At 60.4% G+C, this 24093-nt stretch carries 23 protein-coding genes; 11 read left to right on the forward strand and 12 right to left on the reverse strand.

The window, feature by feature from the left end:
• The first annotated feature begins 12 nt into the window (after positions 1-12).
• Positions 13-4575, forward strand: coding sequence for a dermonecrotic toxin domain-containing protein (locus ACWKV4_RS17160; protein ID WP_483833303.1), 4563 nt, complete (start codon positions 13-15; stop codon positions 4573-4575).
• 47 nt (positions 4576-4622) lie between these two features.
• On the opposite strand, the gene ACWKV4_RS17165 is transcribed toward ACWKV4_RS17160, so the two are convergent.
• Positions 4623-4805: a DUF6026 family protein gene (locus tag ACWKV4_RS17165; RefSeq protein ID WP_483833304.1), complete on the reverse strand. Its 183-nt coding sequence runs from the start codon at positions 4803-4805 to the stop codon at positions 4623-4625.
• Positions 4806-5120: 315 nt separating this feature from the next.
• On the opposite strand from ACWKV4_RS17165, the gene gnd reads away from it, so the two are divergent.
• The 5 genes from gnd to nudC all read left to right on the forward strand — a co-directional run bounded on the left by gnd (position 5121) and on the right by nudC (position 10199).
• Positions 5121-6098, forward strand: coding sequence for a phosphogluconate dehydrogenase (NAD(+)-dependent, decarboxylating) (gene gnd / locus ACWKV4_RS17170; RefSeq protein ID WP_483833305.1), 978 nt, complete (start codon positions 5121-5123; stop codon positions 6096-6098).
• A gap of 103 nt (positions 6099-6201) precedes the next feature.
• Complete coding sequence (zwf, locus tag ACWKV4_RS17175) at positions 6202-7710, forward strand: glucose-6-phosphate dehydrogenase (protein WP_483833306.1); 1509 nt, start codon at positions 6202-6204, stop codon at positions 7708-7710.
• Entirely contained in the window at positions 7707-8531 is an 825-nt protein-coding gene (locus ACWKV4_RS17180) for an HAD family hydrolase (RefSeq protein ID WP_483833307.1), read from the forward strand. The genes zwf and ACWKV4_RS17180 overlap by 4 nt, the downstream gene beginning before the upstream one ends.
• Positions 8528-9340, forward strand: coding sequence for a crotonase/enoyl-CoA hydratase family protein (locus ACWKV4_RS17185; RefSeq protein WP_483833308.1), 813 nt, complete (start codon positions 8528-8530; stop codon positions 9338-9340). The genes ACWKV4_RS17180 and ACWKV4_RS17185 overlap by 4 nt, the downstream gene beginning before the upstream one ends.
• Before the next feature lie 28 nt (positions 9341-9368).
• On the forward strand, positions 9369-10199 hold the full coding sequence (gene nudC, locus ACWKV4_RS17190; protein ID WP_483833309.1) for an NAD(+) diphosphatase: 831 nt from the start codon (positions 9369-9371) through the stop codon (positions 10197-10199).
• Here nudC and ACWKV4_RS17195 read toward each other — a convergent pair.
• The 7 genes from ACWKV4_RS17195 to efeU all read right to left on the reverse strand — a co-directional run bounded on the left by ACWKV4_RS17195 (position 10167) and on the right by efeU (position 17225).
• Entirely contained in the window at positions 10167-10946 is a 780-nt protein-coding gene (locus ACWKV4_RS17195; RefSeq protein ID WP_483833310.1) for a TSUP family transporter, read from the reverse strand. The two genes, nudC and ACWKV4_RS17195, sit on opposite strands and share 33 nt — an antisense overlap.
• Positions 10947-11034: 88 nt before the next feature.
• The gene (locus ACWKV4_RS17200) at positions 11035-11799 is read right to left on the reverse strand and encodes an SDR family oxidoreductase (RefSeq protein WP_483833311.1); all 765 of its coding nucleotides are present in this window, start codon (positions 11797-11799) and stop codon (positions 11035-11037) included.
• Between the two features lie 11 nt (positions 11800-11810).
• Positions 11811-12878, reverse strand: coding sequence for a phosphotransferase family protein (locus ACWKV4_RS17205; protein WP_483833312.1), 1068 nt, complete (start codon positions 12876-12878; stop codon positions 11811-11813).
• Positions 12879-13036: 158 nt separating this feature from the next.
• Positions 13037-13858 (reverse strand): iron uptake system protein EfeO, encoded by an 822-nt coding sequence (gene efeO, locus ACWKV4_RS17210; protein ID WP_483833313.1) that lies wholly within the window; start codon positions 13856-13858, stop codon positions 13037-13039.
• A 17-nt stretch (positions 13859-13875) separates the two neighbouring features.
• On the reverse strand, positions 13876-15165 hold the full coding sequence (gene efeB, locus ACWKV4_RS17215) for an iron uptake transporter deferrochelatase/peroxidase subunit (protein WP_483833314.1): 1290 nt from the start codon (positions 15163-15165) through the stop codon (positions 13876-13878).
• A gap of 12 nt (positions 15166-15177) precedes the next feature.
• On the reverse strand, positions 15178-16374 hold the full coding sequence (efeO, locus tag ACWKV4_RS17220) for an iron uptake system protein EfeO (protein ID WP_483833315.1): 1197 nt from the start codon (positions 16372-16374) through the stop codon (positions 15178-15180).
• Positions 16375-16382: 8 nt separating this feature from the next.
• Positions 16383-17225: an iron uptake transporter permease EfeU gene (efeU, locus tag ACWKV4_RS17225; RefSeq protein WP_483833316.1), complete on the reverse strand. Its 843-nt coding sequence runs from the start codon at positions 17223-17225 to the stop codon at positions 16383-16385.
• A gap of 255 nt (positions 17226-17480) precedes the next feature.
• Here efeU and ACWKV4_RS17230 point away from each other — a divergent pair, with 255 nt between their 5' ends.
• Positions 17481-17885 (forward strand): TraR/DksA family transcriptional regulator, encoded by a 405-nt coding sequence (locus ACWKV4_RS17230; RefSeq protein WP_483833317.1) that lies wholly within the window; start codon positions 17481-17483, stop codon positions 17883-17885.
• Positions 17886-17978: 93 nt separating this feature from the next.
• Here ACWKV4_RS17230 and ACWKV4_RS17235 read toward each other — a convergent pair whose 3' ends face one another.
• Positions 17979-18230, reverse strand: a complete 252-nt coding sequence (locus ACWKV4_RS17235; RefSeq protein ID WP_483833318.1) for a DUF2789 family protein — start codon at positions 18228-18230, stop codon at positions 17979-17981.
• A gap of 287 nt (positions 18231-18517) precedes the next feature.
• Between ACWKV4_RS17235 and ACWKV4_RS17240 the strand changes: the two genes are divergently transcribed.
• The 3 genes from ACWKV4_RS17240 (at position 18518) to ACWKV4_RS17250 (ending at position 20480) form a co-directional block, all read left to right on the forward strand.
• Complete coding sequence (locus ACWKV4_RS17240; protein WP_483833319.1) at positions 18518-18988, forward strand: hypothetical protein; 471 nt, start codon at positions 18518-18520, stop codon at positions 18986-18988.
• 67 nt (positions 18989-19055) lie between these two features.
• Positions 19056-20063 carry an ABC transporter substrate-binding protein gene (locus tag ACWKV4_RS17245; RefSeq protein WP_483833320.1) on the forward strand — a complete coding sequence of 336 codons (1008 nt, stop codon included), beginning with the start codon at positions 19056-19058 and terminating at the stop codon, positions 20061-20063.
• A gap of 162 nt (positions 20064-20225) precedes the next feature.
• Complete coding sequence (locus ACWKV4_RS17250) at positions 20226-20480, forward strand: hypothetical protein (RefSeq protein ID WP_483833321.1); 255 nt, start codon at positions 20226-20228, stop codon at positions 20478-20480.
• Positions 20481-20610: 130 nt separating this feature from the next.
• Here the strand turns inward: ACWKV4_RS17250 and ACWKV4_RS17255 are convergent, their stop codons facing one another.
• Positions 20611-20988 carry a termination factor Rho gene (locus tag ACWKV4_RS17255; RefSeq protein ID WP_483833322.1) on the reverse strand — a complete coding sequence of 126 codons (378 nt, stop codon included), beginning with the start codon at positions 20986-20988 and terminating at the stop codon, positions 20611-20613.
• A gap of 168 nt (positions 20989-21156) precedes the next feature.
• Here ACWKV4_RS17255 and ACWKV4_RS17260 point away from each other — a divergent pair, with 168 nt between their 5' ends.
• Positions 21157-22965, forward strand: coding sequence for an aminopeptidase P family protein (locus ACWKV4_RS17260; protein ID WP_483833323.1), 1809 nt, complete (start codon positions 21157-21159; stop codon positions 22963-22965).
• Between the two features lie 12 nt (positions 22966-22977).
• On the opposite strand, the gene rhtA is transcribed toward ACWKV4_RS17260, so the two are convergent.
• Both rhtA and ACWKV4_RS17270 read right to left on the reverse strand, forming a co-directional pair.
• A complete protein-coding gene (gene rhtA / locus ACWKV4_RS17265; RefSeq protein ID WP_483833327.1) occupies positions 22978-23865 on the reverse strand; it encodes a threonine/homoserine exporter RhtA in 888 nt (295 codons plus the stop codon).
• Positions 23866-23870: 5 nt separating this feature from the next.
• Positions 23871-24093, reverse strand: a 223-nt coding sequence (locus ACWKV4_RS17270; RefSeq protein ID WP_483833324.1) for a hypothetical protein, incomplete at its 5' end; no start/stop codon positions are given.

Below are 24093 nucleotides of genomic sequence, written 5' to 3' on the forward strand. Positions count from 1 at the left end.
AGGAGCTCCACCTTGACTCGCTCGGATTTGCACACTCAACCTTTCACCGGCTCGGTCAGCCGCCGTCTGGCCAGCCGCCCCACGCTCGCCCAGGTCATCTGTGACTTGCTCAGGCCCAGGCTTGGCCAAGCGATCAAAGAACCCGTATCCCCGGAACAGCTGACGCTCGCTCGCGGCTTGTGGCGAACCCGCCAGGGCCAGGCGATATTTTCCGGCTATATCCATGAGCCGCTGATTAACGCGGTTTATTGCCGTCATCTGGCAAATACGCCGTTGCAGCTGTCGCCGGAGAACGACTTTCTGACCGACCAGGACGGGAGCGAGTACCCCAGGCACCTGACCGCCGACTTGTCCGTGGTAGGGCAGGAGATTGACCTGGCTGGCCGGTTTTTCCTAGAAGCCTGGAGTGATCGTATGGCCTGCTTCTGGAGCGAGCCGGGGCCTGATGGCCAGACCCCGTGGGCCTGGCTGGCCGAACATGTTCGGCAGCTGGCCAGCCAAAGCCTGCGTACGGCAAGTGCATTCGGCCAGATGAGCGCGGCGCAAGTCGCCCTGGTCGATCGCCAACTGGCGGCTTCCACGGCCGAGGCATCGCCTGCGCAGACAACCGATCAAGGAAGGTCCTGGGTAGTTCATGCCGTGGGCAAGCCGCTACCGCTGCTGTTGATAGAGGGGGACAACCCGCGGCCGTTCTGGATGGTGTTTGATCCGCCGCAAGGTTGGACACGCTTTGGCACCGCTGCTGCCCTGGCTGGCTACTTGGGCCAGGCGTTGCCTGGAGGGCCTTCGCTCGCCCTTAAAAGGGGGGCAGAACAGGCCGCATTGCCTGGGTTGGATCTGTGCAGCGTCTGGGCCGGTGCCGTGCTGGCCGATTATCTGCGTACTCAACGCGCCCTGGCCGCGCGCCTGCAGACTGAACGGGTGGATACGGCCACCTTTGAAACGGCCATGAACGTGTTCCCGGCCGCAGTATTGCTCGACCGCGCAGGGCGCCAGGTACGCATTCAGGCAGTCCGTCAGCGCCTCCCGCAATGGCTTGGAGGGGCCAGTGACATTGACCAGTTGCGTTACGGCCTGGGCTTGCAACACGTGGCACGTGCGCAGCAGGCGCTGGGCAGTGCCGGCTTTCTCTCTGGAATCCCTACGGTGGAGCAGTATGCCCGGGACCGCCTGACCCAGCAGATCGCAATCGAACATCCCAATGCCCCGCTGAGCGATGTGGAAGATGTTCAGGTTACTGTTTACTCCCGCACAGACGATGACCTGCTCAGCATTGCCGGCGGTGGCGGCACCATTACCTACGATGAGCGACAGCTGGGTTTGGTTGACCTAAGCCTGCTCAATACGGGCGGGCGACCGGCTGGCTGGATGAAGGTAAGCGCACGGCCTGGCAAGGTGGTGCCGGCCTGGCTGGATGACACAAGCGCCTTGGCCTTGGTGAAGCAGGTAGACGTAGGCGGCAACTACATCAAGCTGCTGCGCAACGCCTTTACGGTTGGCACAGAGGGCCAGCAACGCCGAATGGCCTTCAAGATCATGGTGGCGGCTCAACTGCCATTACTGGCGCTGGAGACCAAGCTGCGCGAAGACGGCTTTGACGAAAGGGGGGTCGCACTGGTGCGGCGTGTTTGCGCACTCCAAGGCGACAGGCCTGGGCCGGTAGTGGCGCAGCTGGCTTTGGAGGCTACGCCAGGCGCGGCGCCAGACCAAGTGATAGGTATGTTTGTTTGCTGGGCCCCGGAAAGCGACGGTCCTGTGGTGCTCTATGCGCCCTTGGGCCCCGTGCCACTGCGTCAGTTTAAAGACCAGGCAAGCCTGATGCAGGCCATTATCGAAGAGCCCCAGCTGCAGCAGGCGGTGCTCGCCTGGTTAAGCGATACCGCGGCGACAAGGTACCGCAATGGCGGATTGCGCGCACCGCACTGGCTGCGCTTCGGTTTGGGTAGCGAGTTCGCGCCGGAGCCGGCCGTGAGTCCCGCGAGGCTCGCGCCTGTGGAGTTGACTGGGGCACCACTGGACGCCTTCTATGACGGGGTGGTCCAGGCCATTAGCTTGGCCGCGGACCGTCAGACCGTAAGCACTGAGGAGAGCTTCTGGCGATCGGCCCGGCAACTGAGCTGGCTGCTGTTTAACCAACTGGTGCCTCTTTTCAGCGGGGTCGCTGCCAGCGCTGCCTGGCTGATCCAGCTAGGCCACGCGCTGAGCGATCACTTCAATAGCGTGGGCCCCTCAGGCGAAGCCGAAGCCTTCGACAGTGAGGAAGTGGTCCTTGATCTGGCATTGGCCCTGTTGACCACAGGGGTTGATGGGGCGCTTGGCGAATCAGTTGCCGACATCCCGCACAGTGCGGGGGGAGATGGGGTAGGCGAGCCAGCCCCGGTTGCGCCAGTGCCCCAGTTCAGTTGGGCAAACCCCCGTGCAAGCTTGACCGCGCAGATGCGCCAGCGCTTGTCCGCCTTGGCGGTAACAGTAACCGAAACCCTTCCTCCGCAGGTCTCCACCGGGCCATTCCGAGGGCTGATCCATGACGGCCAGCGCTGGGTTGCGCGGGTGGGTGGGCAGTTGTTCGAAGTCACCCCTGGGGACGGCGAAGCCAGGGTGATTAATGTCGCTGACCGAGCAGCGCCGGGCCCTTGGCTGCGTCGTGATGAGGCCGGTCACTGGTCGTTCGACTTGCGCTTGCGCCTGCATGGAGGCGCGCCCAAGCGCCGTATCGAACAGCAGCGCGAACTCAACGAGCAGTTGCGTGTCCAGGCCAATCAGTACTTGGAGCAAATTCAGCAGACCTATCAGCAGATGCGCGCGCAAGGAACGGAGGGCGAACAGGCGATCAACGACGCTATTCGGGCCAATGACCTGCCAGCAGCGAGGGCGCGCCGTGCTCAGGAACAGCAACGTTTGGAAGAGGCGTTCCAGGCCAGTCTGCGCCTGCGCACCGCATACGAAGCCATCGGCAAGAAAATCGCGCTCACCGACTTTGCCAAGCACTTGAGCACCGCCTTGGCCGCCGAGGCGAATATGTGCGGCTACTATCTGAGCCTGACCCGCGAGGCGTTGGTGGACAGCTTGCAGGCCAATGAGGCCATGGCCATACACGGGCAGGATACCGGCGAGATGACGGCCGAGCAGACCCGGCACTGGTTCGCCTTTCTTCACCAACAGGCCGATGGAGCCGCGGCCGCCGAGCGCTGGCGTGGCCGCCTGGAGGAGCGGCTGAGCCAGCTGCGAGACATACCGGTGTTCGGCGCCCGCGTGCTGGAGCAGCTCAAGCCGAAATTTTCCAACTTCCGCAGCCAGGTGGAGTACCAGGTGCTCAGGTCTTACATCCAGCTGAGCCTGCTTGAGGAGCCGATGCAGAATGATCAGCCCGCGCGGGATGCGTTTCGCGAAGCCATGACGCCCTTGGCCCTGGGCTTGAACACCCACAAAGCGCTGGCCGCTGGCGCTACTGTCAGCGAGACACAAGAAATCGAACTGCTCGATGGGGTCATTGCCACCTATCAAGCCGCCGAGGACACGGTGCACTGGCTCAAGCAGACGCTTCAGCCAGAATATGTCACTACGCAGATGGATCATTTGGTGCCGCTGGTCACGGCGCTTCGGGAGAAGGCTGAAACCCGCCTGATCAGCCTGATGAAAACTGACCGCGCTGGCGCCTCGGCCACCCGCGCGCAGCCGTCGTCGGCGGCGAGCGCGTCGGGAAGCGGGCAACGGGTGATCAGCACCCGTAACCGTGGGCCACTCATGGCCAGGGTCCGCAAGCTGCCCGAGCGCCCGGCGCAGGAAGTGGCTGAGGTGGTATCGCCTTTGGATGACTCGGTTGTGGCACGCTTTTCCAAAGACCCGCACCGGGGCGACTGGGTACAGGAGGAGGTGCCACGCCCCGAGCCGGAACGGAGCTCGGCCAGCAGGGCTGACGTAGATCGCCTGATGGCTGAAGCAGACCGGCGCCTTGCCAGTGCGACTCGACAGCTGGAGCAAGCCCCGCGATTGGCCCAAGTCACGCGTATTCCAGTGGAGTTGGAAGAAATGCTGAGCAATACGGCGCGGGACCTGCTTGGTACCGCCGGCCGGATTGAGCAGGCGTTGACTCGGATCAACGAGACCGATGTAGGCGGGCCGGGTTACCCGAGTGCCGAGCTGAAGGCGCGTGCCTTGCGAGATATCGCCGTGCGGCTGACCCAGGAAGGGAAGCGGTTGCGTATAAGCTTGACGAAGACGGCCTTGCCCACGGCGGCTCGGGTACGTTACCTGATCGAGCAAAACCAGGTGACTATTCGACGCTTGGGTGGGCGAGTAGCGCTAAAGGGAAAAGGCAAGCGCAAGGACATTGTGCAGGAGTACGCCATTGACGAGGTCGGCGGCCATACGCTGTGGTATGCGCATTTCCATTACCCGAGTGTGGATACCCCGGACGGACAGTACCTGGCGGCACATCTAAAGACCGTCACACAGCGGTTCGTGGGCTTGAGCACACAGATGGCACAGGCGGCAAGTAACACGGAAGTGGTGAGGATCTATCGAAGCAGGATCGACCCAGGTACAGCGAGGGAGTTGTTCTTGAATCAGCAGTGAGATCTATGTCGCCAGGCACGGCGGGCACCGTGCCTGTGCGCACTGCATCAGGCGAGCTGAGCGATCGCTACCTTACCACGGGTGGTGATGGCAGGCTTTGGCAGCATGGCACTAAGCTGGGCCACTTTGCGCTGAAGTTGATCGCGCTCGGCCTTCAGGTCGTGCAGTTCGTCGCGACGGATAGTCACATACAGGGTTTGAATTTGTTTTGCTACGGCTACGTTACCCATTGCACACCTCGAGATGGCGGACCACTACGTTAAGTAAATACCTCGTGGGGGGTTCCCCGCCGGGTTACTTACTTGATCGGTTCCGATTCTGGATTCTTTAATCGTGTTTGGGAACTTTTTTCTTTAGGGTGGTTTTGAGTTGTGGCGGGTAAATGACGTCAAAGCCATGTCGCGCGCAGCTTTGCGCTATTTTGCCGTTCGTCGGGACGTGAATCCAACCCCATTGAAACCTTCCTGATATGCTCCGGACTAACCTTCTGCGGCGGGCTGCGATAAGCTGTAACGGCTTTTCTTACATTTCTTGGAGTTACCGGCATGCAATTGGGAATCGTGGGACTGGGGCGCATGGGTGGGAACATTTCAAGACGTCTCATGCGCAACGGCCATCACACGGTGGTATATGACCGCAGCCAGCAGGCAGTAGAGGCCTTGGCGGCCAATGGCGCCCAGGGCGCGCAGAGCCTGGCCGACTTGGTCGAGCAACTGCAGCGGCCCCGTGCGGTATGGGTCATGCTCCCCGCGGGTGACGCTACCGAGCACACCATTGATGAGCTGGCAGCCTTGCTGGAACCAGACGATGTGATCATCGATGGCGGCAATACGTTCTACAAGGACGACGCACGTCGGGCCAAAGCCTTGGCCAGTCAACAGTTGCATTACGTGGACGTCGGGACATCAGGCGGTGTGTGGGGCCTGGACCGTGGCTACTGCATGATGATTGGCGCCGAGAAGAACGTCTTTGAACGTTTGGAACCCTTGTTCGAGACCTTGGCGCCCGGCATTGGTGACATTCCTCGCACTAAAGGCCGTCAAGACGAACATGTGCGTGCCGAAAAAGGCTATATCCATGCAGGCCCCGCCGGGGCGGGCCATTTCGTGAAAATGATCCACAATGGGATCGAATACGGAATGATGCAGGCGTTCGCCGAAGGCTTCGATATTCTCAAAACCAAGAACTCTCCACAGTTGCCTGAAGACCAGCGTTACGACCTCAACCTGGCGGAAATCGCCGAGGTGTGGCGCCGTGGCAGCGTGGTGTCTTCCTGGCTGCTTGACCTTACCGCCGATGCTTTGGTTTCCGATCCCGAGCTTGCAGGATACTCAGGCGCCGTGTCCGATAGCGGGGAAGGGCGTTGGACCATTGATGCGGCCGTAGAGCAAGCCGTGCCCGTACCCGTGCTGGCCAGCTCACTCTTTGCACGTTTCCGCTCCCGCCAAGAAGCCACCTACGGCGACAAAATGCTGTCTGCCATGCGGTTCGGTTTCGGCGGTCACATTGAAGTGAAGAAGTAACGCTTACCGCCATGGCCCTGGCGGCGCGTCGGGGCTATGGTGTACCAAGGTTGCGCGCCCCCTGGTCGCGCATCGCATGCCCATCGACGCTGGAGACAGCAGTATGAAGCGAGGCAAGACCACAGCCGATCCGGCTCCCCCAGCAACCCTGTTCCTCTTTGGTGCCCATGGCGACCTGGTCAAGCGGCTACTGATGCCGGCGCTTTACAACCTGGCCCGTGACGGGCTGCTAGACTCCCAGATGCACATCGTAGGCGTGGACCACAACCCGGTTGAAGACCAGGAATTTGCCGAGCGGCTCAAGTCGTTTATCGTTGAGCAAGTGCGTGCCAAACACCCCGAGCAAGCTGACACGGCCATAGACCCCGCTATTTGGGACCCTTTGGCCAAACGCATCAGTTACGTGACAGGGGATTTTACCAGCGACGATACCTATCAGGCCATTGCCCGCACCTTGCAGGCCAATGGCACGCCCAACGCCGTGTTCTACCTTGCAACCTCGCCTCGTTTCTTCACAGAGGTTTCCCAACGCCTGAATAGGGCCGGCTTGCTCTACGAGCAGCCTGATGCCTATCGGCGGGTGGTGGTGGAAAAGCCATTCGGTTCGGATTTGGCCACGGCCCAGGAGCTGAACCGTAAGCTTTTGGACGTGATGACCGAGCGGCAGATTTATCGGATCGACCACTACCTGGGTAAAGAAACCGTACAGAACATCATGGTCAATCGCTTCTCCAACGGCATTTTCGAGGCCTTTTGGAACAATCACTACATCGATCACGTGCAAATTACCGCCGCCGAAGCGGTGGGCGTAGAAACCCGTGGTACTTTTTATGACCAGATCGGCGCCTTACGCGACATGGTGCCCAACCACCTGTTCCAGCTGCTGGCGATGATAGCCATGGAGCCGCCCGCAGCCTTTGGCGCCGATGCCGTGCGAGGCGAGAAAGCCAAGGTGATAGGCGCGATTCGCCCATGGTCGGCCGAAGAAGCGAAGGCCAATTCGGTGCGCGGGCAATACGCCGCTGGCGATCAGGGCATGCCAGGCTATCGCGAAGAGCCCAAGGTAGACCCTGACAGCCAAACGGAAACCTATGTCGCGCTCAAGGTGATGATTGATAACTGGCGGTGGATGGGCGTGCCGTTTTACCTGCGCACCGGCAAGCGCCTGGGCGTGCGGGACACGCAGATCGCCATTTGCTTCAAGGCCGCGCCCTACGCGCAATTCCGCGATACCAACGTGGATTATATCAAGCCTAACTTCCTGCATATTCAGATCCAGCCCGACGAAGGTATGTGGTTCGATTTGCAGGCCAAGCGCCCAGGGCCGGCGCTGGTCATTGATAACGTTAAGCTTGGCTTTGCGTATAAGGACTTCTTCCAGATGCAGCCCTCCACTGGCTACGAAACCCTGTTATACGACTGCTTCACAGGCGATCAAACCTTATTCCAGCGGGCGGATAACATTGAAAATGGCTGGCGCGCGGTGCAGCCATTGCTCGATGCCTGGCACGAGGGCGCTGCCCTGGAAAGCTACCCAGCCGGTACCAGTGGCCCCGAGGCCGCTGATGAGCTGCTGGCCCGTGATGGCCGTGCCTGGCACGCCTTAGGATGAGCACCATGATCGAGTTGGTACTGAGCGACATGGACGGCACCTTGCTGCGCCGGGACCACAGCCTGGCACCGGCCGTGGTTGAGGCCGTCAAGGCCTTGGGGGCAGCTGGTGTGCAATTTGCCCTCGCCAGTAGCCGCCCACCGCGGGCCATGCTGGAGCAGGCCCGGGCGTTGGGCGTGACCACACCCCTTGCGGGCTTTAACGGGGGCCGCCTGGTGTACCCCGATGGGCGAGTGTTGGAAAGCCATGCCATTGACCCTACGGTGGTGAAAGCGGCCCTTGAATTCTTCGATGACTACCCGGTAGATGTATGGTTGTTCTCAGGGGAGGACTGGTTGCTGAAGAACTTCAGCGCTGCTTACCTTGAAACCGAACGTCATGCCTTGGGCTATGACGCTGTGCAGGTGGATGATTTCACCCCGTACTTTGAACAGGTGCAGAAAATTGTGGCAACGACCGCCAACCACGAGTTGCTTGCCAGCCTTGAGGCTCAGATCCAACCGGTGCTGGCAGGCAAGGCCCATGCCGCACGGTCCCAGGCTTATTATTTGGATATCACTGCCTTAGCGGCGGACAAGGGCGTAGCGCTCACCCGTGTGGCCGAGTTGATGGGCGTCAGCCTTGAAAACACGGCCGTATTGGGTGATGGCCATAATGACGTGGCGATGTTCAAGCGAGCGGGGCTGGCCATTGCCATGGCGCAGGCATCTGAAGACGTACGGGCGGCTGCCGATGAAGTGGCTGGCAGCAACGAAGAAGACGGCGTGGCCCAGGCCATCGCGTGTTTTATCCTGCCTCGTGCCCCTGGGCGGCGCCAGTGACAGCGTATCAAGGGTTATGCCTGGAACGGCACGGGCAGGTCATGCACGTGCAGATCAATCGCCCGGAAAAGCGCAACGCCATCAATGCAGTGCTCTGGGACGAACTTCAGCGTGTTTTTAGCGAAATCGATACACAGGATGACATACGGGCCACGGTGCTTAGCGGTACCGGCGCGCATTTTAGTGCGGGTATCGATTTGGCGATGCTGGCGCAGATCGCTGCTGAACTGGGCTCTGACGTGGGCCGCAATGCCCGCTTGCTACGGCGCAAGATCCTTGGCTTGCAGGCGGCTTTGACCGCGGTGGAGCAGTGCGGCAAGCCAGTACTTGTGGCCATCCAAGGGTATTGCCTTGGCGGCGCGGTAGACCTGATTGCTAGCTGCGACATGCGCTATTGTGCCCAGGATGCACGCTTTGCCATCAAGGAAGTGGACATGGGCATGGCGGCGGACCTGGGCACCCTGCAGAGGCTCCCGCGTTTGATTGGGGAGGGGGTTTTGCGTGAGCTGGCCTTTACCGGGCGCGAAGTAGGGGCCCAGGAAGCCTTGGCGATCGGGTTGGTCAACCACGTGTATGCCGATCAGGAGACGTTGCTTGAAGGCGTGCTGGCGCTGGCCCAGCAGATCGCGGAAAAATCCCCCCTCGCCGTTACCGGCACCAAGCGCATGCTCAATTACATGAAAGACCACTCCATCGCCGACGGGTTGGAATACGTGGCTACCTGGAATGCCGCCATGTTGCAGTCAGTGGATCTGAAGCTGGCCATGGCTGCGGCCCTGAACAAACAGACCGCGCGGTTCGACGACTGACCGCGCCGCTATCGGCAGGATTGTGTACATGGTTCACCGCTGGATCACCGCTGTACTCGACACTCAAGCACCCGGCGGCCTGGCCGTGGTGAAAGGGCCAGAAGGCTTTATGTTCAACCACAACGGGGTACTGTTCGATCGAGGCTGGCTCAAAGCCCTGGGTGTGCCGATCTCTTTTGAACATGGCATTGGCCACTTGGACGGCCAGGCGGTGTACCTGATTGAGTTCGAAGGCCCGGTGCAGGTACCAGGGTGTCAGTGGCAAGGGCTGCGGCCGTTTATGCTGGATGGGGACGCTCTGCATTACCAGATACTCGGGTATGCGGCCCAGATCGCCACCTGGGCTCGCGAACACCGTTTCTGTGGCGGCTGCGGCCAGGCCATGACGCAAGTGCCTGGCGAGCGGGCCATGCACTGTGAGCGCTGTAGGCTGCGCAGTTACCCGAGGATTTCCCCCAGCATGATCGTGCTGATCACCCGTGGTGATGAAGTACTGCTAGCGCGCTCCCCGCGCTTCGTCAGCGGGGTGTACAGCACGTTGGCCGGATTTGCCGAGCCGGGGGAGTCCGCCGAGGCCTGCGTTATTCGTGAGGTGCGCGAAGAGGTCAGCGTAGAGCTGCGCAACCTTCAGTACCTGGGCAGCCAGTGCTGGCCGTTCCCTCATTCGCTGATGTTAGGATTCCATGCCGAATACGCCAGCGGCGATATCATCCCGCAGGAGGACGAAATCGAGGACGCCCGCTGGTTCTCCATACACGCGCTACCGCCGCTGCCGGCAGCGCGGTCCATTGCCCGCTACCTGATCGATGTGTATGTGGCACGCAGGCTAGGCCTGGCCGAACCAGTGCTGCCAAGCTAGACGCACAGTCAAGGCCAGCACCACAGTGATAAATACCGGGCGGATGAAGGCCGCGCCGCCGCTGATCGCAGTACGCGCGCCAAAGAACGCTCCTACCATCACGCTGCCGCCCATGGTCAGGCCAATGATCCAGTCCACCTGGCCAGACACGACAAACACAAACAAGGCTGCGACGTTACTGACGAAGTTCATGCTGCGCGCCACGCCACTGGCCTTGACAAGGTCGATGGGGTACAACAGCAGGCTGCTGACGGTCCAGAACGCGCCGGTACCGGGCCCGGCCACGCCATCGTAGAACCCCAGGCCCAACCCTTGGGGAGCTTGCCAGGTTTTGCGGATAGGCGCGTTACTGTCCAGGGGCGCCTTGGGAGTACCTCCGAACAGCAGGTAAAGGCCACAGGCGAACACGATCACTGGCAGCATCTTGTTCAGCCACTCTGCGGGTAGGTAATGGGCCACTACCGCGCCGATCAGCGCGCCAATGGCGGTACAGATCAGCCCGTGGCGCCACTGTTGGGGTTGGAACAGTTTGCGGCGGTAGTAGGTATAGCTGGCGATGGCCGAGCCGAAGGTGGAGCTGAGCTTATTGGTACCCAACACCAGGTGCGGGGGCAGCCCCGCGGTAAGCAAGGCGGGCGTGGTCAAGAGGCCGCCGCCACCGGCGATGGCGTCGATAAAACCGGCAAGAAAGGCCACCCCGGCCAGAATGGCCAGGGTAAGAGGGGCAACGCTAAGGTCGAAGGGCATGGCACATACTGCTTGCGAAGGAGTGCCGCATTCTAGCTGGGCACTGGGAAGCTGCAAGCTTCAAGTCAATAGCTCATAGCTTGTAGCGCTAAGCCAAATACCCCCCGTCCACATTCAGGGCAGCGCCGGTGGTGTAGCTGGAGGCTGAGCTGGCCAGGTACAGCACCGCACCTGCCATTTCGCTGGGAGCGGCGACGCGGCCTAATGGAATCTGGGCCAGGGCTTGGGTAAGGATTTGCTCGTTGTTCACCAAGGCCGATGCGAACTGGGTGTCGGTGAGGCCGGGCAACAGTGCGTTGCAACGGATATTCATGGGTGCGCACTCCTTAGCGAAAGCCTTGGTCATATTGATGACGGCGGCCTTGGTCATGGAGTACACACTCTGGAATATGCCAGGGGACACTCCATTGATCGAAGCGACGTTGATGATGCTGCCACCACCCTGGCCGCGCATCAGCTTGCCGGCCTCGACAGACATAAAAAAATAGCCGCGAACGTTCACGTCCAAGGTTTTTTGGAAGGCACCAACGTCTGTGTCCAAGACATGACCGAACTGTGGGTTGGTGGCGGCATTGTTGACTAGCACATCCAAGTGGCCGAAGCGCTCCTTGATCATCTCGAAGGTGGCGTGTATCTGCTCCAGCTCACCGATATGGCAAGCCAGCGGTGTGGCCTGGCCGCCATCGGCTACGATGGCCTCAGCAACCGCCTGGCAGCCTGCCAGCTTGCGGCTGGCTACGATCACATGGGCGCCGTGTTGCGCCAGAAGCCGTGCGCTGGCTTCACCGATGCCCCGGCTGGCGCCGGATACGAGGGCAATTTTGCCGGTGAGGTCGAAGAGGTGGTTAGCCATGGGAAATCCTGTCAAAGGGCGGAGCGGTGAATCACCTGTAGGCTCATGCGCTCTAGCAGACCATTCATATGAATGAAATGAGCGAATCGCGAATCCTGGGTTTGCCCGTGGTGATAACGGTAGTAAATCTGCTGAATGATGCCCGCCAGGCGGAACAACCCCTGCACATAATAGAAATCGAAGTTGCTCACGGCTATGCCTGAGCGTTCGCCGTAATAGGCTACGATCTGTGCCCGGGTGAGCATGCCAGGGGCATTACTTGGCTGTCGGCGGGTCACCTGCACTGGCATTGGGTCGGTGGCGTCGACCCAGTAGGCCAGGCAATTGCCTAGGTCCATCAAGGGGTCGCCCAGGGTCGCTAACTCCCAGTCCAGCACGCCGGTAATGCGCGTTGGGTTTGCAGGGTCGAGCACCACGTTGTCAAAACGATAGTCGTTGTGAATCAGGCTGGCTCGGCCACTTTCAGCGGGCATCTTTTCACGTAGCCAAGTGATGACCTCAGTCCACTGCGGGGCGTCTGGCGTGAGCGCGTGGTGGTAGCGCTCCCACCACCCCTCCACCTGCCGCTTCACGTAGCCTTCAGGGTGGCCCAAGTCGCTCAGGCCGCAGGCGTGGTAATCCACCCTGTGCAGCTCCACCAGGCGGTCTACGAAGCTTTTGCACAGCAGCGTGGTGGCGGCGGCATCCAGCCCCAGCTCAGGCGGCAGGTCCTTGCGTAGAATGATCCCGCGCAGCCGCTCCATGACATAGAATTGCGCGCCGATGATGCTCTCGTCGCTGCACAACAGTACCGGGCGGGGGCAATAGCCAAAGCTTCGGCTGAGCTTGTCGAGAATGTGGTATTCCCGAGGCATGTCATGGGCGCTGCGAGCCTTCTGGCCAAATGGCGGGCGACGCAGCACCAGCTCCCGGTCGGGGTAGGCCAGCAGGTAGGTAAGGTTAGAGGCGCCACCGGGAAATTGCCGAATGCTCGGTGCACCACTGAGACTAGGCAAATGCGCTTTCAGGCACGCATCGATAGCCGCGCCGTCCAGTTCTTCGCCGTCGCGCATACTGATGGTCTGATCGTTAAGCGCCATGGGCATCCTTGGGCGTGAATGGCTCGCGGTTAGGCAATTTAAAGGCCAAACCCCGCTACAACAAGGGTAGCAGGGCGTTTATAAACCGGCTGTCAGCCGCAGGCATAAAGCTATTATTGATAACGCCTAGGCTTGGGCATCAGGGCCCGAACGTTAGCCTAGTTGAGCCCTAACTTGCCACGTAAGGTAGAAAGGTCCTCGGCCAGCGTGTTTACCGGCCCGATCATGGCCTTGCGGTCGCGCTCCTTGACCTTGTCGTAGGTCTGGAAACCACCGTCCGGGGTTTTGTACTTCGCGAGCAAGGTTTCTACGGTGGCGAAGTTTTTGTCTACCTTGGCGGCGAAGGCTTTATCCTGACGTTCGATCTGTGGGCGGAACAGCTCGACGATTTTCTGGGCACCCTCCACGTTGCCCTGAAAGTCGTAGAGGTCTGTGTGGCTGTAGCGGTCTTCCTCGCCTGTGACCTTGGTGGCGGCTACTTCTTCCATTAATGCGGCGGCCCCTCCTACGACCTTCTCGGGTGGGAAGGTGAGGTCGGCGATCCGCGTCTGGAGGTCCTTCACGTCTTTTATCAGTTGGTCGGCGAAGCCCTCGGCGCCTTTGGTGGTGCGCTGCTCGAACAGGTAATACTCGATGCGATGAAAGCCGGTGAAGTCCTCGGCGGTCACGCCTTTTTCATGGTCGTCCACCCGCGAATCGATGGACGCATCCAAGTCACTGAACAGTTCAGCGATAGGCTCGATAGCCTCGTAGTGCACACGGGTGGGCGCGTACAGGCTCTTGGCCTTGGCCAGGTCGCCGGCCTTGACCGCCTGAGCGAAGGCGTCGGTCTGGCTCACCAGTTGGTCCACTTCCTCAGTCACGTAGATCTTGTAGTCGGAGATCGGCTGTACCATGTCGAGCGCGGTGGGCGCCGCGGCAAAGACGGGGGCGGCCAGCACGGTCGTGGCGATCATGGACGCGAGCAATGTCTGTTTCATGAGGAAGCATCCTTGGGTTAGGTGGTGACGTGATCGGGTGCGGCCAGCAATAGCGCCCGGCCGATGAAGTCTTCGCGGCCCCTTACCCCGGGCAGGGTGAAGAAATACCCTCCGCCCGTGGGTTTGAGGTATTCCTCCAGCGGTTCGCCATTGAGCCTGCTCTGGACGGTGATAAACCCTTTTTCCAGGTCGGCCTGGTAGCAGATAAACAGCAGGCCCATGTCCAGCTGGCCATTCTTGTTTACGCCATTGGAGTAGTTGAACGGCCGCCGCAATATCAGGTTGGCCTCACTGCCGGGCGTGCGAGGGTTGGCCAGGCGAATATGCGCGTCGAGCCGGGTCAGCTTACCCTGCGGGTCGTTCTCGTAATGAGGCAGGGTGAACTCATCGCCACCCTGCATGGGCGCGCCGCTGGCCTTGCGGCGGCCAAAGATACTCTCTTGCTCTTGAAGCGGCGTACGGTCCCAACGCTCAACGAAATTGCGGATGACCCGCACCACTTGGTAACTGCCCTGGGCCGCCCAAGCGGGCTCATCGGCCCCAGGCTGTACCCATACCAACCGGTCCATCTGGGCGCCATTGGTGGAATCGGGGTTGGCACTGCCGTCTCTGAACCCCAGAAAATTACGGGCATTTTGTGCCTGTTCGCCTGGTTTGGTTGGCGCCTGAGCAGGCACGCTGCCTTCCTGTTTCCAGCGCACGAACAGCAGGTCGGGCAATACCTTGATGATGTCGCGCAGCGCGTGGATATTGGTATCAGGCGTGTTCGAGCAAAACTGCAGGCTCAGGTCGCCATGGCAGCGGTCTTCTTCCAGCGCGTCATTGGGGAAGCCGGTCATACGGCTCAAGCGCTTGGGCTTTAGCGTTTCGAGCCCATAGCGGTCATCGAACAGTGAGGCGCCCACCGATACAGTGATGGTGAGGTTGTCCGGGCTGACCACCGGGCCGAGGATCCCTGAGTCGGGCGGCGGCAGCTTTGGGTCCAGGTTCTCGACCGGGCCACCTTGAGTCAGAAAGCGAAGGCGTTCGTCCAGGGTACGGAACAGCCGCTCCAGGTCGGCGCGGTCATTGGCCAACACATCGAACGCCACCACCATGCCCGCTGCGGGTCGTGGCGTGGTGACGCCGGCTTGGTGCAGGCCCTCGTAGGCGTGGCGGTCTTCGGTACGGTCGCTTTTGGGCGCCTCGGTCACCTTGCCTTCGTTGGCGCGCGCCAACATTGGGCAGCTCATGGCGGCGCCAGCGGCGCCCAGGCCCAGCAGCAGGCGGCGGCGGTCGGGTGAGGGGAGGGTAGAGCGGTCAGTCATTGGTCAGAGCCTTCAGAGGTCGGACAGGCCAAGGGCCGGGTCGATGCCATCCAGGGCGTTGGCAAGGTCGCGCGCGCGCTCGGCAATGGCCTGGCGCTGCGCGGGGTTCACCCGGTCGTAGGGGCGGTACCCGGTAGCATCGCGGCCGGCTTGTAGTGCCTGTGCCAAGGCTGCGCTGGCGCGGTCAATACCGGCTTGAGTGTCGCTCGCGGTTTTTTCCACCATCGGGCGCAGCAGGTTGATCACCTTGGTGGCGCCCTCCAGGTTGGCCGCAAAGCCGCTCAGGTCTTGATGGCTATAGCGCTCTTCCTCGCCGTTGAAGCAGTGGTCGGCCAGGGTGCGCACATTACGTGAAACCATGGCGACCCATTGGTCTGGAGGAATGGGCTGGGCCAACAGCTGAGCCTTGAGCGTGGTTACGTCCTGCATCAGCTTGCGCGCAATGGGCAATGCCGCCTGGGCATCATTAGGGGCTGCCCCGAACAGCGCATATTCCAGCCGGTGAAAGCCCCCAAAGGCCGGGTCTTGTTCGCGGCGTTCGAAGTAGTCCGCCCGGGCATCGATGGCGTTGTTCAGTTCGGCGAAGCGCTGCGCGGCGGGTGCGATTCGCTGGTAAGCGGCGCGGGCGGGCGTATACAAGGCGCGGGCGTGGGCCAGGTCGCCCTGTTCGATGGCGCTGGTCAGCTCGCCTACGGCCTTGATCAGAGCAGTGCCCTGCTGGCTCAAGTACACCCGGTATTCCGACAGCGGTCCGATAAAGGCCGTGAGCGAAGGCCGTGCCTTGGCCCGAGCGTCGGACTCAGGCGTAGGGGTAACGGTCAAGGTGCCACGGGGGTTGCTGAGCAGCCCGCAGGTAATCGCGTAGGTACCAGGTTCCAGGTTGGCGTTGATCAGTTGGCTCAACCCTGGGGCGATATTTTCGCGCTCTTCCACCACTAGCACGCCGTCGAGGATTTCCCATTCCACGGCTCGGTCTGAACCATTGACGATGCGAAAAGCAGCCTTGCCCGCCGGCAGCGTGAGGTTTTCAGGCTCGCAGCGATGATCCAGGATGGTCACCTGGGTTTCCTGGCCGGCATTGGTTTTGCGCTTTTGCGCCGCCACTTGAGCGGCGTAGTAGAACAGGCCGCCGGCCGCGATCATCAGCGCCAGGGAGCCAGCCACGGCCATGCGCAGCAAGCGCGGCGGGCGAGAAGCGGAATTGGACATGTACGACCTTAGGCGTTAGTAGCGGAAGGTGCGGCAGGCGAGCGACGCCCGCCCACTGGCGCGAAGAAAAGGGCCAGGGCAATGACCAGGTAGCCTGCCCAGGCGCCCAGGGTGCTCACCGTTGGCGTGTCCTGATAACCAAACATCCCGGCAAGTACTGCCCCCACAGGGCTGTCTACTGGCAACTGGGTGCTCCAGTCGGCAACTACATATTGCAGGCGGTTCCATACCCCAGCTTCATGCAGCGCTTGCACGGAGTTGGCCAGAATGCCGGCCGCCACCACCAGGATGAACAACCCCGTCCAGCGGAAAAACCTGCCAAGGTTCAGGCTAAGGCTGCCCCGGTACAGGGCTACGCCTGCCAGCACCGCACAGGCAAGGCCCAGCAATGCTCCTAATGGGGCGCCACTGCCCTGGCTCTGCTGAAACACGGCCAGAAGAAAAAACACCGTTTCCAGCCCTTCCCGCGCCACGGCGAAGAACACCATGGCGATCAACGCCCACACCTGGTTGCGGGAGCCGGCCAGGGCGTGGTCCAGAGACGCATGAAGGGCATCCTTGATGGACCGGGCGACCTTGCGCATCCAGAACACCATGGAGCTGAGAATGCCTACCGCAAGCAAGCCGATAATGCCTTCGAACAGCTCCTGCTGCTTTTGTGGAAACTCTGCGCTGGCCAGCTCCAGGCCGCCTCCAGCCAACAGCGCCACCGCACAGGCGAGAAATACCCCGACCCACACGGCGGGCATCCATTCACCACGGCCGGTGTGCTTAAGGTAACTGGCGATGATGCCAACGATCAGCGCGGCTTCAATGCCTTCGCGCAGCATGATCAGGAAGGGGACTAACATAGAAAGGCACCGCGGGAAGCAGGAAATGAAGTAATATTTTTATACCATAATGAGACTCATTATTAAATCCGGGGCCTTAAGTTTCATCTTCCTGTCATCTTTGCAGGCAAGGGAAATCTGGCCATTTTAGCCTGTGGTATTGCCGCTGGCCGCGCGCGCCCGTAGACTCCCGCCCCTCATTTGACTATTGCTCGTCGTCCAGCTTGCTGGCGCGGCCGTCCACCGATCCGTCTCACCAGGTTTATCGAGATATCAATGACGAAGGAAAAGTTGCTGGCGATGCCGGCCGATGACTACATGAACGCCGAGCAGCAGGCTTATTTCACCCAGCTGCTGCAGGCCATGAAAGTCGAAACCCAGGCGCGCATCGACGAGAGCCGTTCGGCCATCGAGAGCCTCGACTCCCCGGCGGACCCTGCTGACGCGGCTTCTGTTGAAGAAGAGCGGCACTGGCTGGTCAATGCCATCGAGCGTGATCAGCGCTTGTTGCCGCAGCTTGAACAGGCCTTGGGCCGTATCGCCGAGGACACCTTTGGCTGGTGTGAAGACAGTGGCGAACCTATTGGCTTGAAGCGTTTACTGATCAGCCCCACCACCAAATACTGCATCGAGGCTCAAGAACGCCACGAGCAAATCGATCGCCACCAGCGTCAAGCCTGAACAGAGCGCTGATGACCAAAGGGCGGGCCTTCAAATGGCGCCGCCTTGGTCCGGCAGGGTGGGCACCGAAGCTGTACCCACCGTGTGCGGCCCTTAGCTGGCCGTTTGGTTGGCATCGTGGTGAAGGCGTACGTTGAGTTCGTCCACCCACATCGCGTGTTCTCCGTCCGCGCCTATGGCTTCCTTGAGCAAGCCTTTCTGTGCATCGGTCCAGAATTCGGCTTCGGAGACTTTAACCTCCGCTGGCAGTTGATGGTCATCAATGAACTTGTCTATTTCCTCGCCAGTGCTGGCAAGGCCAAGTTGGTTGAACAGGCTTTCGAGGCTGTGATGTACGTCTTCCATGGGAGCTCCTATGGCATGTGTGCAGGGATGCGATCTTGGCTATTTGGAACCTCACAAGCCCAGCGGAGTTCGTTAGTTTTCAGCCAATGCTTGAAAGGGCTTTTCTTTAGCCGTTTTTTTGATGAGAATCCTAGACACCGGCGCCTCTACGCGAGGTGACCCCTGGCTGGTCCTTTCTTTTTCACCGGCTCACCATCTATATCAGGGCATTTGCATCGTACCGCCTGCCTGGCCTACCAGGAGGTGGCGATGGCAACCGGTTCTTTCATCTGGTTGAGGATTTCTCGTTGGCAGTCAGTAATCTGGATATGCACGCACTCTTCGTGTTGGGGGATTTGCGTGCAAAGTTGGTTAAGTTATTTCAGTCGCGTTTCGTCTACATCACTGAACAGTCCGCAGACAACCTCTATATGTCTGAAATCGACACCGAGGCTGCATTGGTGGTGGATGATAAACCCGGCCTGCAGTTAAAAGCCGGGGATCATTTCCGCGCCGCGGTATTGCCCAGCCGTGAAGGCGGCAAGTTGGAGATAAAGTTCCGGGACCTGAAGTTCACCATTTACGGGTTAGGCGAGTACGCCTTCGTCGAAACCCCCTTGGGTAGCGGCGTGGTGTTTCGCCAGGGCCAAAGTGTGATGCTAGTATTTGCTGCCAGTGAGCAACTGGTTGGCGGGCTGACCAAGCCGCTCAAGGCCGCTGTCGCCAAGGCCGCCAAATGGCGCAATGGCGAACTTACGTTCAAAGCCAGCGAACAGTAAAAACTCCTCGTTTGGCCCAACCTCGGCTAGGCTGTGGCGGTTGCATATCAGCCTTGGGAGGTTCTCGATGAAACAACTCGCTACTTGGTTTGCAGGTGCAGCCGCTGCACTTTGTTTGGGATTGTCAGCCAGTGCCACCGCCGCAGAACCGGTGCGCTTTGCCGAACTCAACTGGGAAAGCGGTAGCCTAATCACTGAGATGTTGAGGTTCGTGGTCGAAAAAGGCTATGGCCTGTCCACCGATACCTTGCCGGGCACCACCGTTACCTTGGAGGCCGCCCTGGCCAAGAACGATATTCAAGTCATCGGCGAAGAGTGGGCCGGCCGTAGCCCGGTATGGAACGCCGCCCAGGAAAAAGGCCAGGTCGAGGGCCTGGGGGATATCGTCAAGGGCGCCACTGAGGGCTGGTGGGTGCCCGCCTACGTGATCAAGGGCGACCCAGCCAAAGGTATCAAGCCGTTGGCGCCAGAGCTTAAAAGCGTGTCAGACCTGCCCAAGTACAAAGATGTGTTCAAAGATCCAGAAGCTCCCGCCAAAGGCCGATTTCTTAACAGCCCTACTGGCTGGACTTCCGAAGTGGTCAACGGGCAAAAACTCAAGGCTTATGGCCTGACGGATAGTTTCACCAACTTCCGGGCCGGTTCCGGAGCAGCCTTGGATGCGGAGATCACCTCGGCGGTCAAACGAGGCAAACCGGTGCTTTTCTATTATTGGAGCCCGACGCCCTTGCTTGGGCGTTATGAATTCATCCAGTTGCAAGAGCCACCATTTGATGCTCAGGCCTGGAAGACGCTAACCGATGTCAACGAGCCCAATCCCCGGCCCACTCGGTCCCTGGCCTCGCAGTTATCTATTGGTGTATCTAAGTCCTTTAAAACCGAGCATGCCGATGTCACCGCGTTTTTCGCCAAGGTGGAAATACCCATCGACCCTCTGAACCGGGCCTTGGCTACCATGAGCGAACAGCGTCAGGAGCCTAGACCGGCTGCGGTGCAACTGCTGCGCGAACACCCGCAGTGGCTGGACGCGTGGTTGCCCGCGGATGTAGCCAGTAAGGTCAAAACTGCCCTGTAGTGCCGGTGGCCGTCGGCGCGCTCGGCTGGCCTAAACCCGACGTAGGCGTTCCTTGCGGCTTCGCAATAGCTACTATCAGAGCCGTTGATTTCTCAGAGGCCCCGCCCAGTCGTAGGCTGAGTTCATTCCTGAACTTCACCGCCCATTGGGCCGGAGGCACCCATGAAACGTTCTCTGCCGATATTCGCCCTGGCCGCTATGTCAGTGCTGGCAGGTTGCGCAACGGCAGGGCCTGAGACACGCCCCTATTCGCCGCAAGAGCGTGCCCAGCTATCGCTGGAAGCCTTGAATCGGCAAGCCTTGCCATTCGATCAGTACATACAGGCCCGGGCACGGCTGATGCGCGCTCAGAACGCGACCGCCCGCGACCTGGCTGACGACGCTGGCACCACTGTCCAGGTTGGCCGTGACGGTTGACACCGGAACTGATCGCCGAGTGTAAGGCCATATCGCTGCGATCAATCATTAGCGATCACGCGCTGCCCTCGGCACGCGGTAGTCAATACCCGCTTGACCCAGAGGTATGCCTTATGGGCCAGCCTTCGGGTCATGAGGCGTTATGTAGCGCCTCGATCAGCGCTTGCTTATCCATGGTCGAGCGGCCTGGAATGTTTTTGGCACGGGCCTCGGCCAATAACGACGCTTTGGTTTGGCTACCCAGCGAGGCGGTTGAGGAACGGGCCTGGCCTTTACGCGTGGCAGCGGCGCGTTCAGCGCTGTCATGGCGAGCACGGGACTTGGCCTTGGAGGGCGTTGAGCGTCCACTGCCGGCTTTCTCTCCTCCACCAGATTGCTTGTTCACCGTGGCCCAGGCGCGGGCCTCGGCGGTTTTGCTGGGTACGCCTTTGGCCTCGTACTGCTTTTCAATGGCCTGGGCTTTATCTTTCTGTTTGGCGGTGTAGGTGTCTTTGCTTCCACGGGGCATGATGAACCTCCAGCGTTGACCGATAAGCGGTACCGCGAATGGCCGCGGTCCTCCTCGGTTATGAAGACTACGACCAGGGTTAGTTCAGCGTAGCGGCTCGGGCCTCAGGCTTGCCGCCTTGAGCCGGCTCCCTCATCATTGGCTTTTATCCGAGTTGCTGGAGCCTAGATGAACCCTTCTTCCCAGTCCCAAGCTTCGGTTGCCGAGCGTATCGCCGCGGTCCGCGCCATGCTCGCCACAGAGCGCCTCGATGCCTTGCTGGTACCCTCCGCTGACCCACACCTGTCCGAATACCTGCCTGGCCATTGGCAGGCACGACGGTGGTTATCGGGCTTTAATGGGTCGGTAGGCACGCTGGTGGTTACCCCAGCCTTCGCAGGCCTTTGGGCTGATAGCCGTTACTGGGAGCAGGCCGAGCGAGAGTTGGCAGGCACGGGTGTAGCCTTGATGAAGCTGCAGCCTGGCGCGCAGGATCATGTGCAATGGCTGGCTGAGCAGCTTCCGGAGCATGGCGCCCTGGCAGTGGATGCGCGGGTTCTGGCGCTACAAGCGCAGCGTGGATTAAAGGAAAAGCTCGAACCTCGCGGCGTCAGCCTGCGCACCGAACGCGACTGGCTAGAGGGGCTTTGGTCTGATCGCCCGCAATTGCCGGCCGCAGAGGTGATTGCCCACCTGCCGCCGGAAGCGACCGAACCGCTGGCGGCTAAATTGGCCCGTGTGCGTAAGGCGATGGCTGAAGCCAAAGCTGACGTGCATTTTATTGCAACGCTCGATGATCTGGCCTGGCTGTTCAACCTGCGCGGCAGTGACGTGAGTTACAACCCGGTCTTCCTGGGCTTTGCTCTGATTAAGGCACATAGTGCCATCCTGTGGGTAGGGGAGGGTAAGGTCGGGCCAGCGCTGCGCGATACCCTGGCCGCCGATGGTGTAGAAGTGCGCGATTACACGCGCGTTATGTCAGACCTGGCCGAGCTTGAGCCTGAGGCTAAGCTGCTGATTGACCCGGCACGGGTTACGGCCGGCGTGATTGAAGCGGTGCCAGCGGCGGTTATACGTATAGAACAGGTTAACCCTTCGACGTTATTCAAGGCCTGCAAGAGCGAGGCGGAACTGAGCCACGTGCGCCGGGCAATGGAGCAGGACGGCGCGGCCTTGTGCGAATTCTTCGCCTGGCTTGAAGGCACCCTTGGCACAGAAACCGTGACGGAAGTGACCATCGATGAGCAGCTAATGGCAGCCAGGTCGCAACGGCCTGGGTATGTATGCCCAAGCTTTGCCACCATCGCGGCCTTTGGCCCTAATGGTGCGTTGCCTCACTACCGTGCTACAGAAGCGGCCCATTCAGTGATCGAAGGCAACGGCTTGCTGTTGATCGATTCCGGCGGGCAGTACCTGGGTGGCACCACGGACATCACGCGTATGGTCGCGATCGGCGAGTTGAACGAAGCCCAAAAAGCGGACTGTACTCGCGTGCTTCAAGGCATGTTGGCGTTGTCAGCTGCGCGCTTCCCTGAAGGCATTCTCACGCCCTTGCTTGATGCCATCGCCCGTGCGCCTCTGTGGGCGGATAACGTGAACTACGGCCACGGTACCGGCCATGGGGTAGGCTACTTCCTCAATGTGCACGAAGGGCCGCAGGTGATCGCCTATCAGGCTAACCCAGGGCCGAACACTGCAATGCGCGAAGGTATGATCACCTCGATCGAGCCTGGGACTTATCGCCCCGGTAAATGGGGCGTGCGTATCGAGAACCTGGTAGCTACTCGCGCGGCTGGGGATAGCGAGTTCGGCAGCTTCCTGTGTTTTGAAACCCTTACCCTGTGCCCTATCGATACACGTTGCTTTCTGTTGGAGCGCTTGGCGCCCCATGAGCGCGACTGGCTCAATGCGTATCATGCCCAGGTGCGCGAGCGCCTTACCCCCTTGGTGGGTGGGGCCGCGTTGGCCTGGTTGGTAAAGCGTACCGCTCCTGTGTGAGTGAGTGCCGGCTCAGTCAGCGGCGGCTGCCGTCGCCGGCTGCCGGGGCGTGGTGAGGGTAGCGCCTGCCGAGGCGGCAATGATCGCGACAATGGCCAGCCATTGGTTCAAGGTGAGTTGCTCGCCGAGAAAGGCCAATCCAGACATCGCCCCGATAGCGGGCTCCATGCTCATCAGAATGCCAAAGGTTCGCGCGGGCATGCGTGTTAACGCCACCATCTCCAGGCTATAGGGCAGGGCGGTCGATAGAATCGCTACGCCAATGGCCGCCGGTACTATCACCGGGTTCAACAGCGCTGTACCGGCCGAGGCAACGCCCAAGGGCGCAATGCAGACAGCGGCAATGGCAACACCAAGCCCGGCGGTTTGAATCCCATGAGCCTCGCCGGCTTTCTGCCCATATAAAATGTATAGCGCCCAGCAGACGCCCGCGCTCAGGGCGAACAGCGCACCGGTCAGGTCTACCGCGCCAGCAGACGTGACACCCGGGATCAGCAACAGCATTCCGGCGACGGCCAAGCCTACCCAGCAGAAATCCACCTTTCGGCGCGAAGATAGCACCGCTACAGCCAAAGGTCCTGTGAATTCAAGTGCCACGGCAATTCCCAAGGGGACCGTGCGTAACGACATATAAAAGAGGAAGTTCATGCCTCCCAAGGCTAGGCCATAAACAAAAACGCTACGCCAGGCGTTGCTCGACAACCCGGCCTGCCAAGGGCGCAATACCGTAAGCAGAATGATTGCGGCGAAGATCAAACGTACGGCGGTAGTGCCCGGCGCGCCTATCAATGGAAATAAAGACTTGGCTAGAGAGGCCCCGGCCTGAATTGAGCACATGGCAATCAGTAACAGGCCTATGGGAAATAGCAGTGAGCGGAAGGGAGCAGGGGCAGCCATGATGGACCTTATACGGAATAGGCGGCCGGTAATGATCGCGGACAACTCAGGCCCGAGCAATGCCGTTGGAACATAAATGAGAATATAAGGGTTGACGGCCTTCCGAAACCCTTTATACTGCGCCCCACTTCCAGCGGCAACGGAACGGCAAAATCCTTGAGTATCAATGGGTTAGCCGGTTCGAAGGGGTTGGAAGCGGCTTCGGTCTCCGGATCGGCGCGGTGAAAAAGG

The sequence above is a fragment of the Pseudomonas artemisiae genome, assembly GCF_057128685.1.

What these genes read in the sequence shown, in the direction of transcription:
- ACWKV4_RS17165 (WP_483833304.1), bottom strand. Translation starts at nt 4,805, where the DNA reads ATGGGTAACGTAGCCGTAGCAAAACAAATTCAAACCCTGTATGTGACT.
- gnd (WP_483833305.1), top strand. Translation starts at nt 5,121, where the DNA reads ATGCAATTGGGAATCGTGGGACTGGGGCGCATGGGTGGGAACATTTCA.
- zwf (WP_483833306.1), top strand. Translation starts at nt 6,202, where the DNA reads ATGAAGCGAGGCAAGACCACAGCCGATCCGGCTCCCCCAGCAACCCTG.
- ACWKV4_RS17180 (WP_483833307.1), top strand. Translation starts at nt 7,707, where the DNA reads ATGAGCACCATGATCGAGTTGGTACTGAGCGACATGGACGGCACCTTG.
- nudC (WP_483833309.1), top strand. Translation starts at nt 9,369, where the DNA reads ATGGTTCACCGCTGGATCACCGCTGTACTCGACACTCAAGCACCCGGC.
- ACWKV4_RS17195 (WP_483833310.1), bottom strand. Translation starts at nt 10,946, where the DNA reads ATGCCCTTCGACCTTAGCGTTGCCCCTCTTACCCTGGCCATTCTGGCC.
- ACWKV4_RS17200 (WP_483833311.1), bottom strand. Translation starts at nt 11,799, where the DNA reads ATGGCTAACCACCTCTTCGACCTCACCGGCAAAATTGCCCTCGTATCC.
- ACWKV4_RS17205 (WP_483833312.1), bottom strand. Translation starts at nt 12,878, where the DNA reads ATGGCGCTTAACGATCAGACCATCAGTATGCGCGACGGCGAAGAACTG.
- efeO (WP_483833313.1), bottom strand. Translation starts at nt 13,858, where the DNA reads ATGAAACAGACATTGCTCGCGTCCATGATCGCCACGACCGTGCTGGCC.
- efeB (WP_483833314.1), bottom strand. Translation starts at nt 15,165, where the DNA reads ATGACTGACCGCTCTACCCTCCCCTCACCCGACCGCCGCCGCCTGCTG.
- efeO (WP_483833315.1), bottom strand. Translation starts at nt 16,374, where the DNA reads ATGTCCAATTCCGCTTCTCGCCCGCCGCGCTTGCTGCGCATGGCCGTG.
- efeU (WP_483833316.1), bottom strand. Translation starts at nt 17,225, where the DNA reads ATGTTAGTCCCCTTCCTGATCATGCTGCGCGAAGGCATTGAAGCCGCG.
- ACWKV4_RS17230 (WP_483833317.1), top strand. Translation starts at nt 17,481, where the DNA reads ATGACGAAGGAAAAGTTGCTGGCGATGCCGGCCGATGACTACATGAAC.
- ACWKV4_RS17235 (WP_483833318.1), bottom strand. Translation starts at nt 18,230, where the DNA reads ATGGAAGACGTACATCACAGCCTCGAAAGCCTGTTCAACCAACTTGGC.
- ACWKV4_RS17245 (WP_483833320.1), top strand. Translation starts at nt 19,056, where the DNA reads ATGAAACAACTCGCTACTTGGTTTGCAGGTGCAGCCGCTGCACTTTGT.
- ACWKV4_RS17250 (WP_483833321.1), top strand. Translation starts at nt 20,226, where the DNA reads ATGAAACGTTCTCTGCCGATATTCGCCCTGGCCGCTATGTCAGTGCTG.
- ACWKV4_RS17255 (WP_483833322.1), bottom strand. Translation starts at nt 20,988, where the DNA reads ATGCCCCGTGGAAGCAAAGACACCTACACCGCCAAACAGAAAGATAAA.
- ACWKV4_RS17260 (WP_483833323.1), top strand. Translation starts at nt 21,157, where the DNA reads ATGAACCCTTCTTCCCAGTCCCAAGCTTCGGTTGCCGAGCGTATCGCC.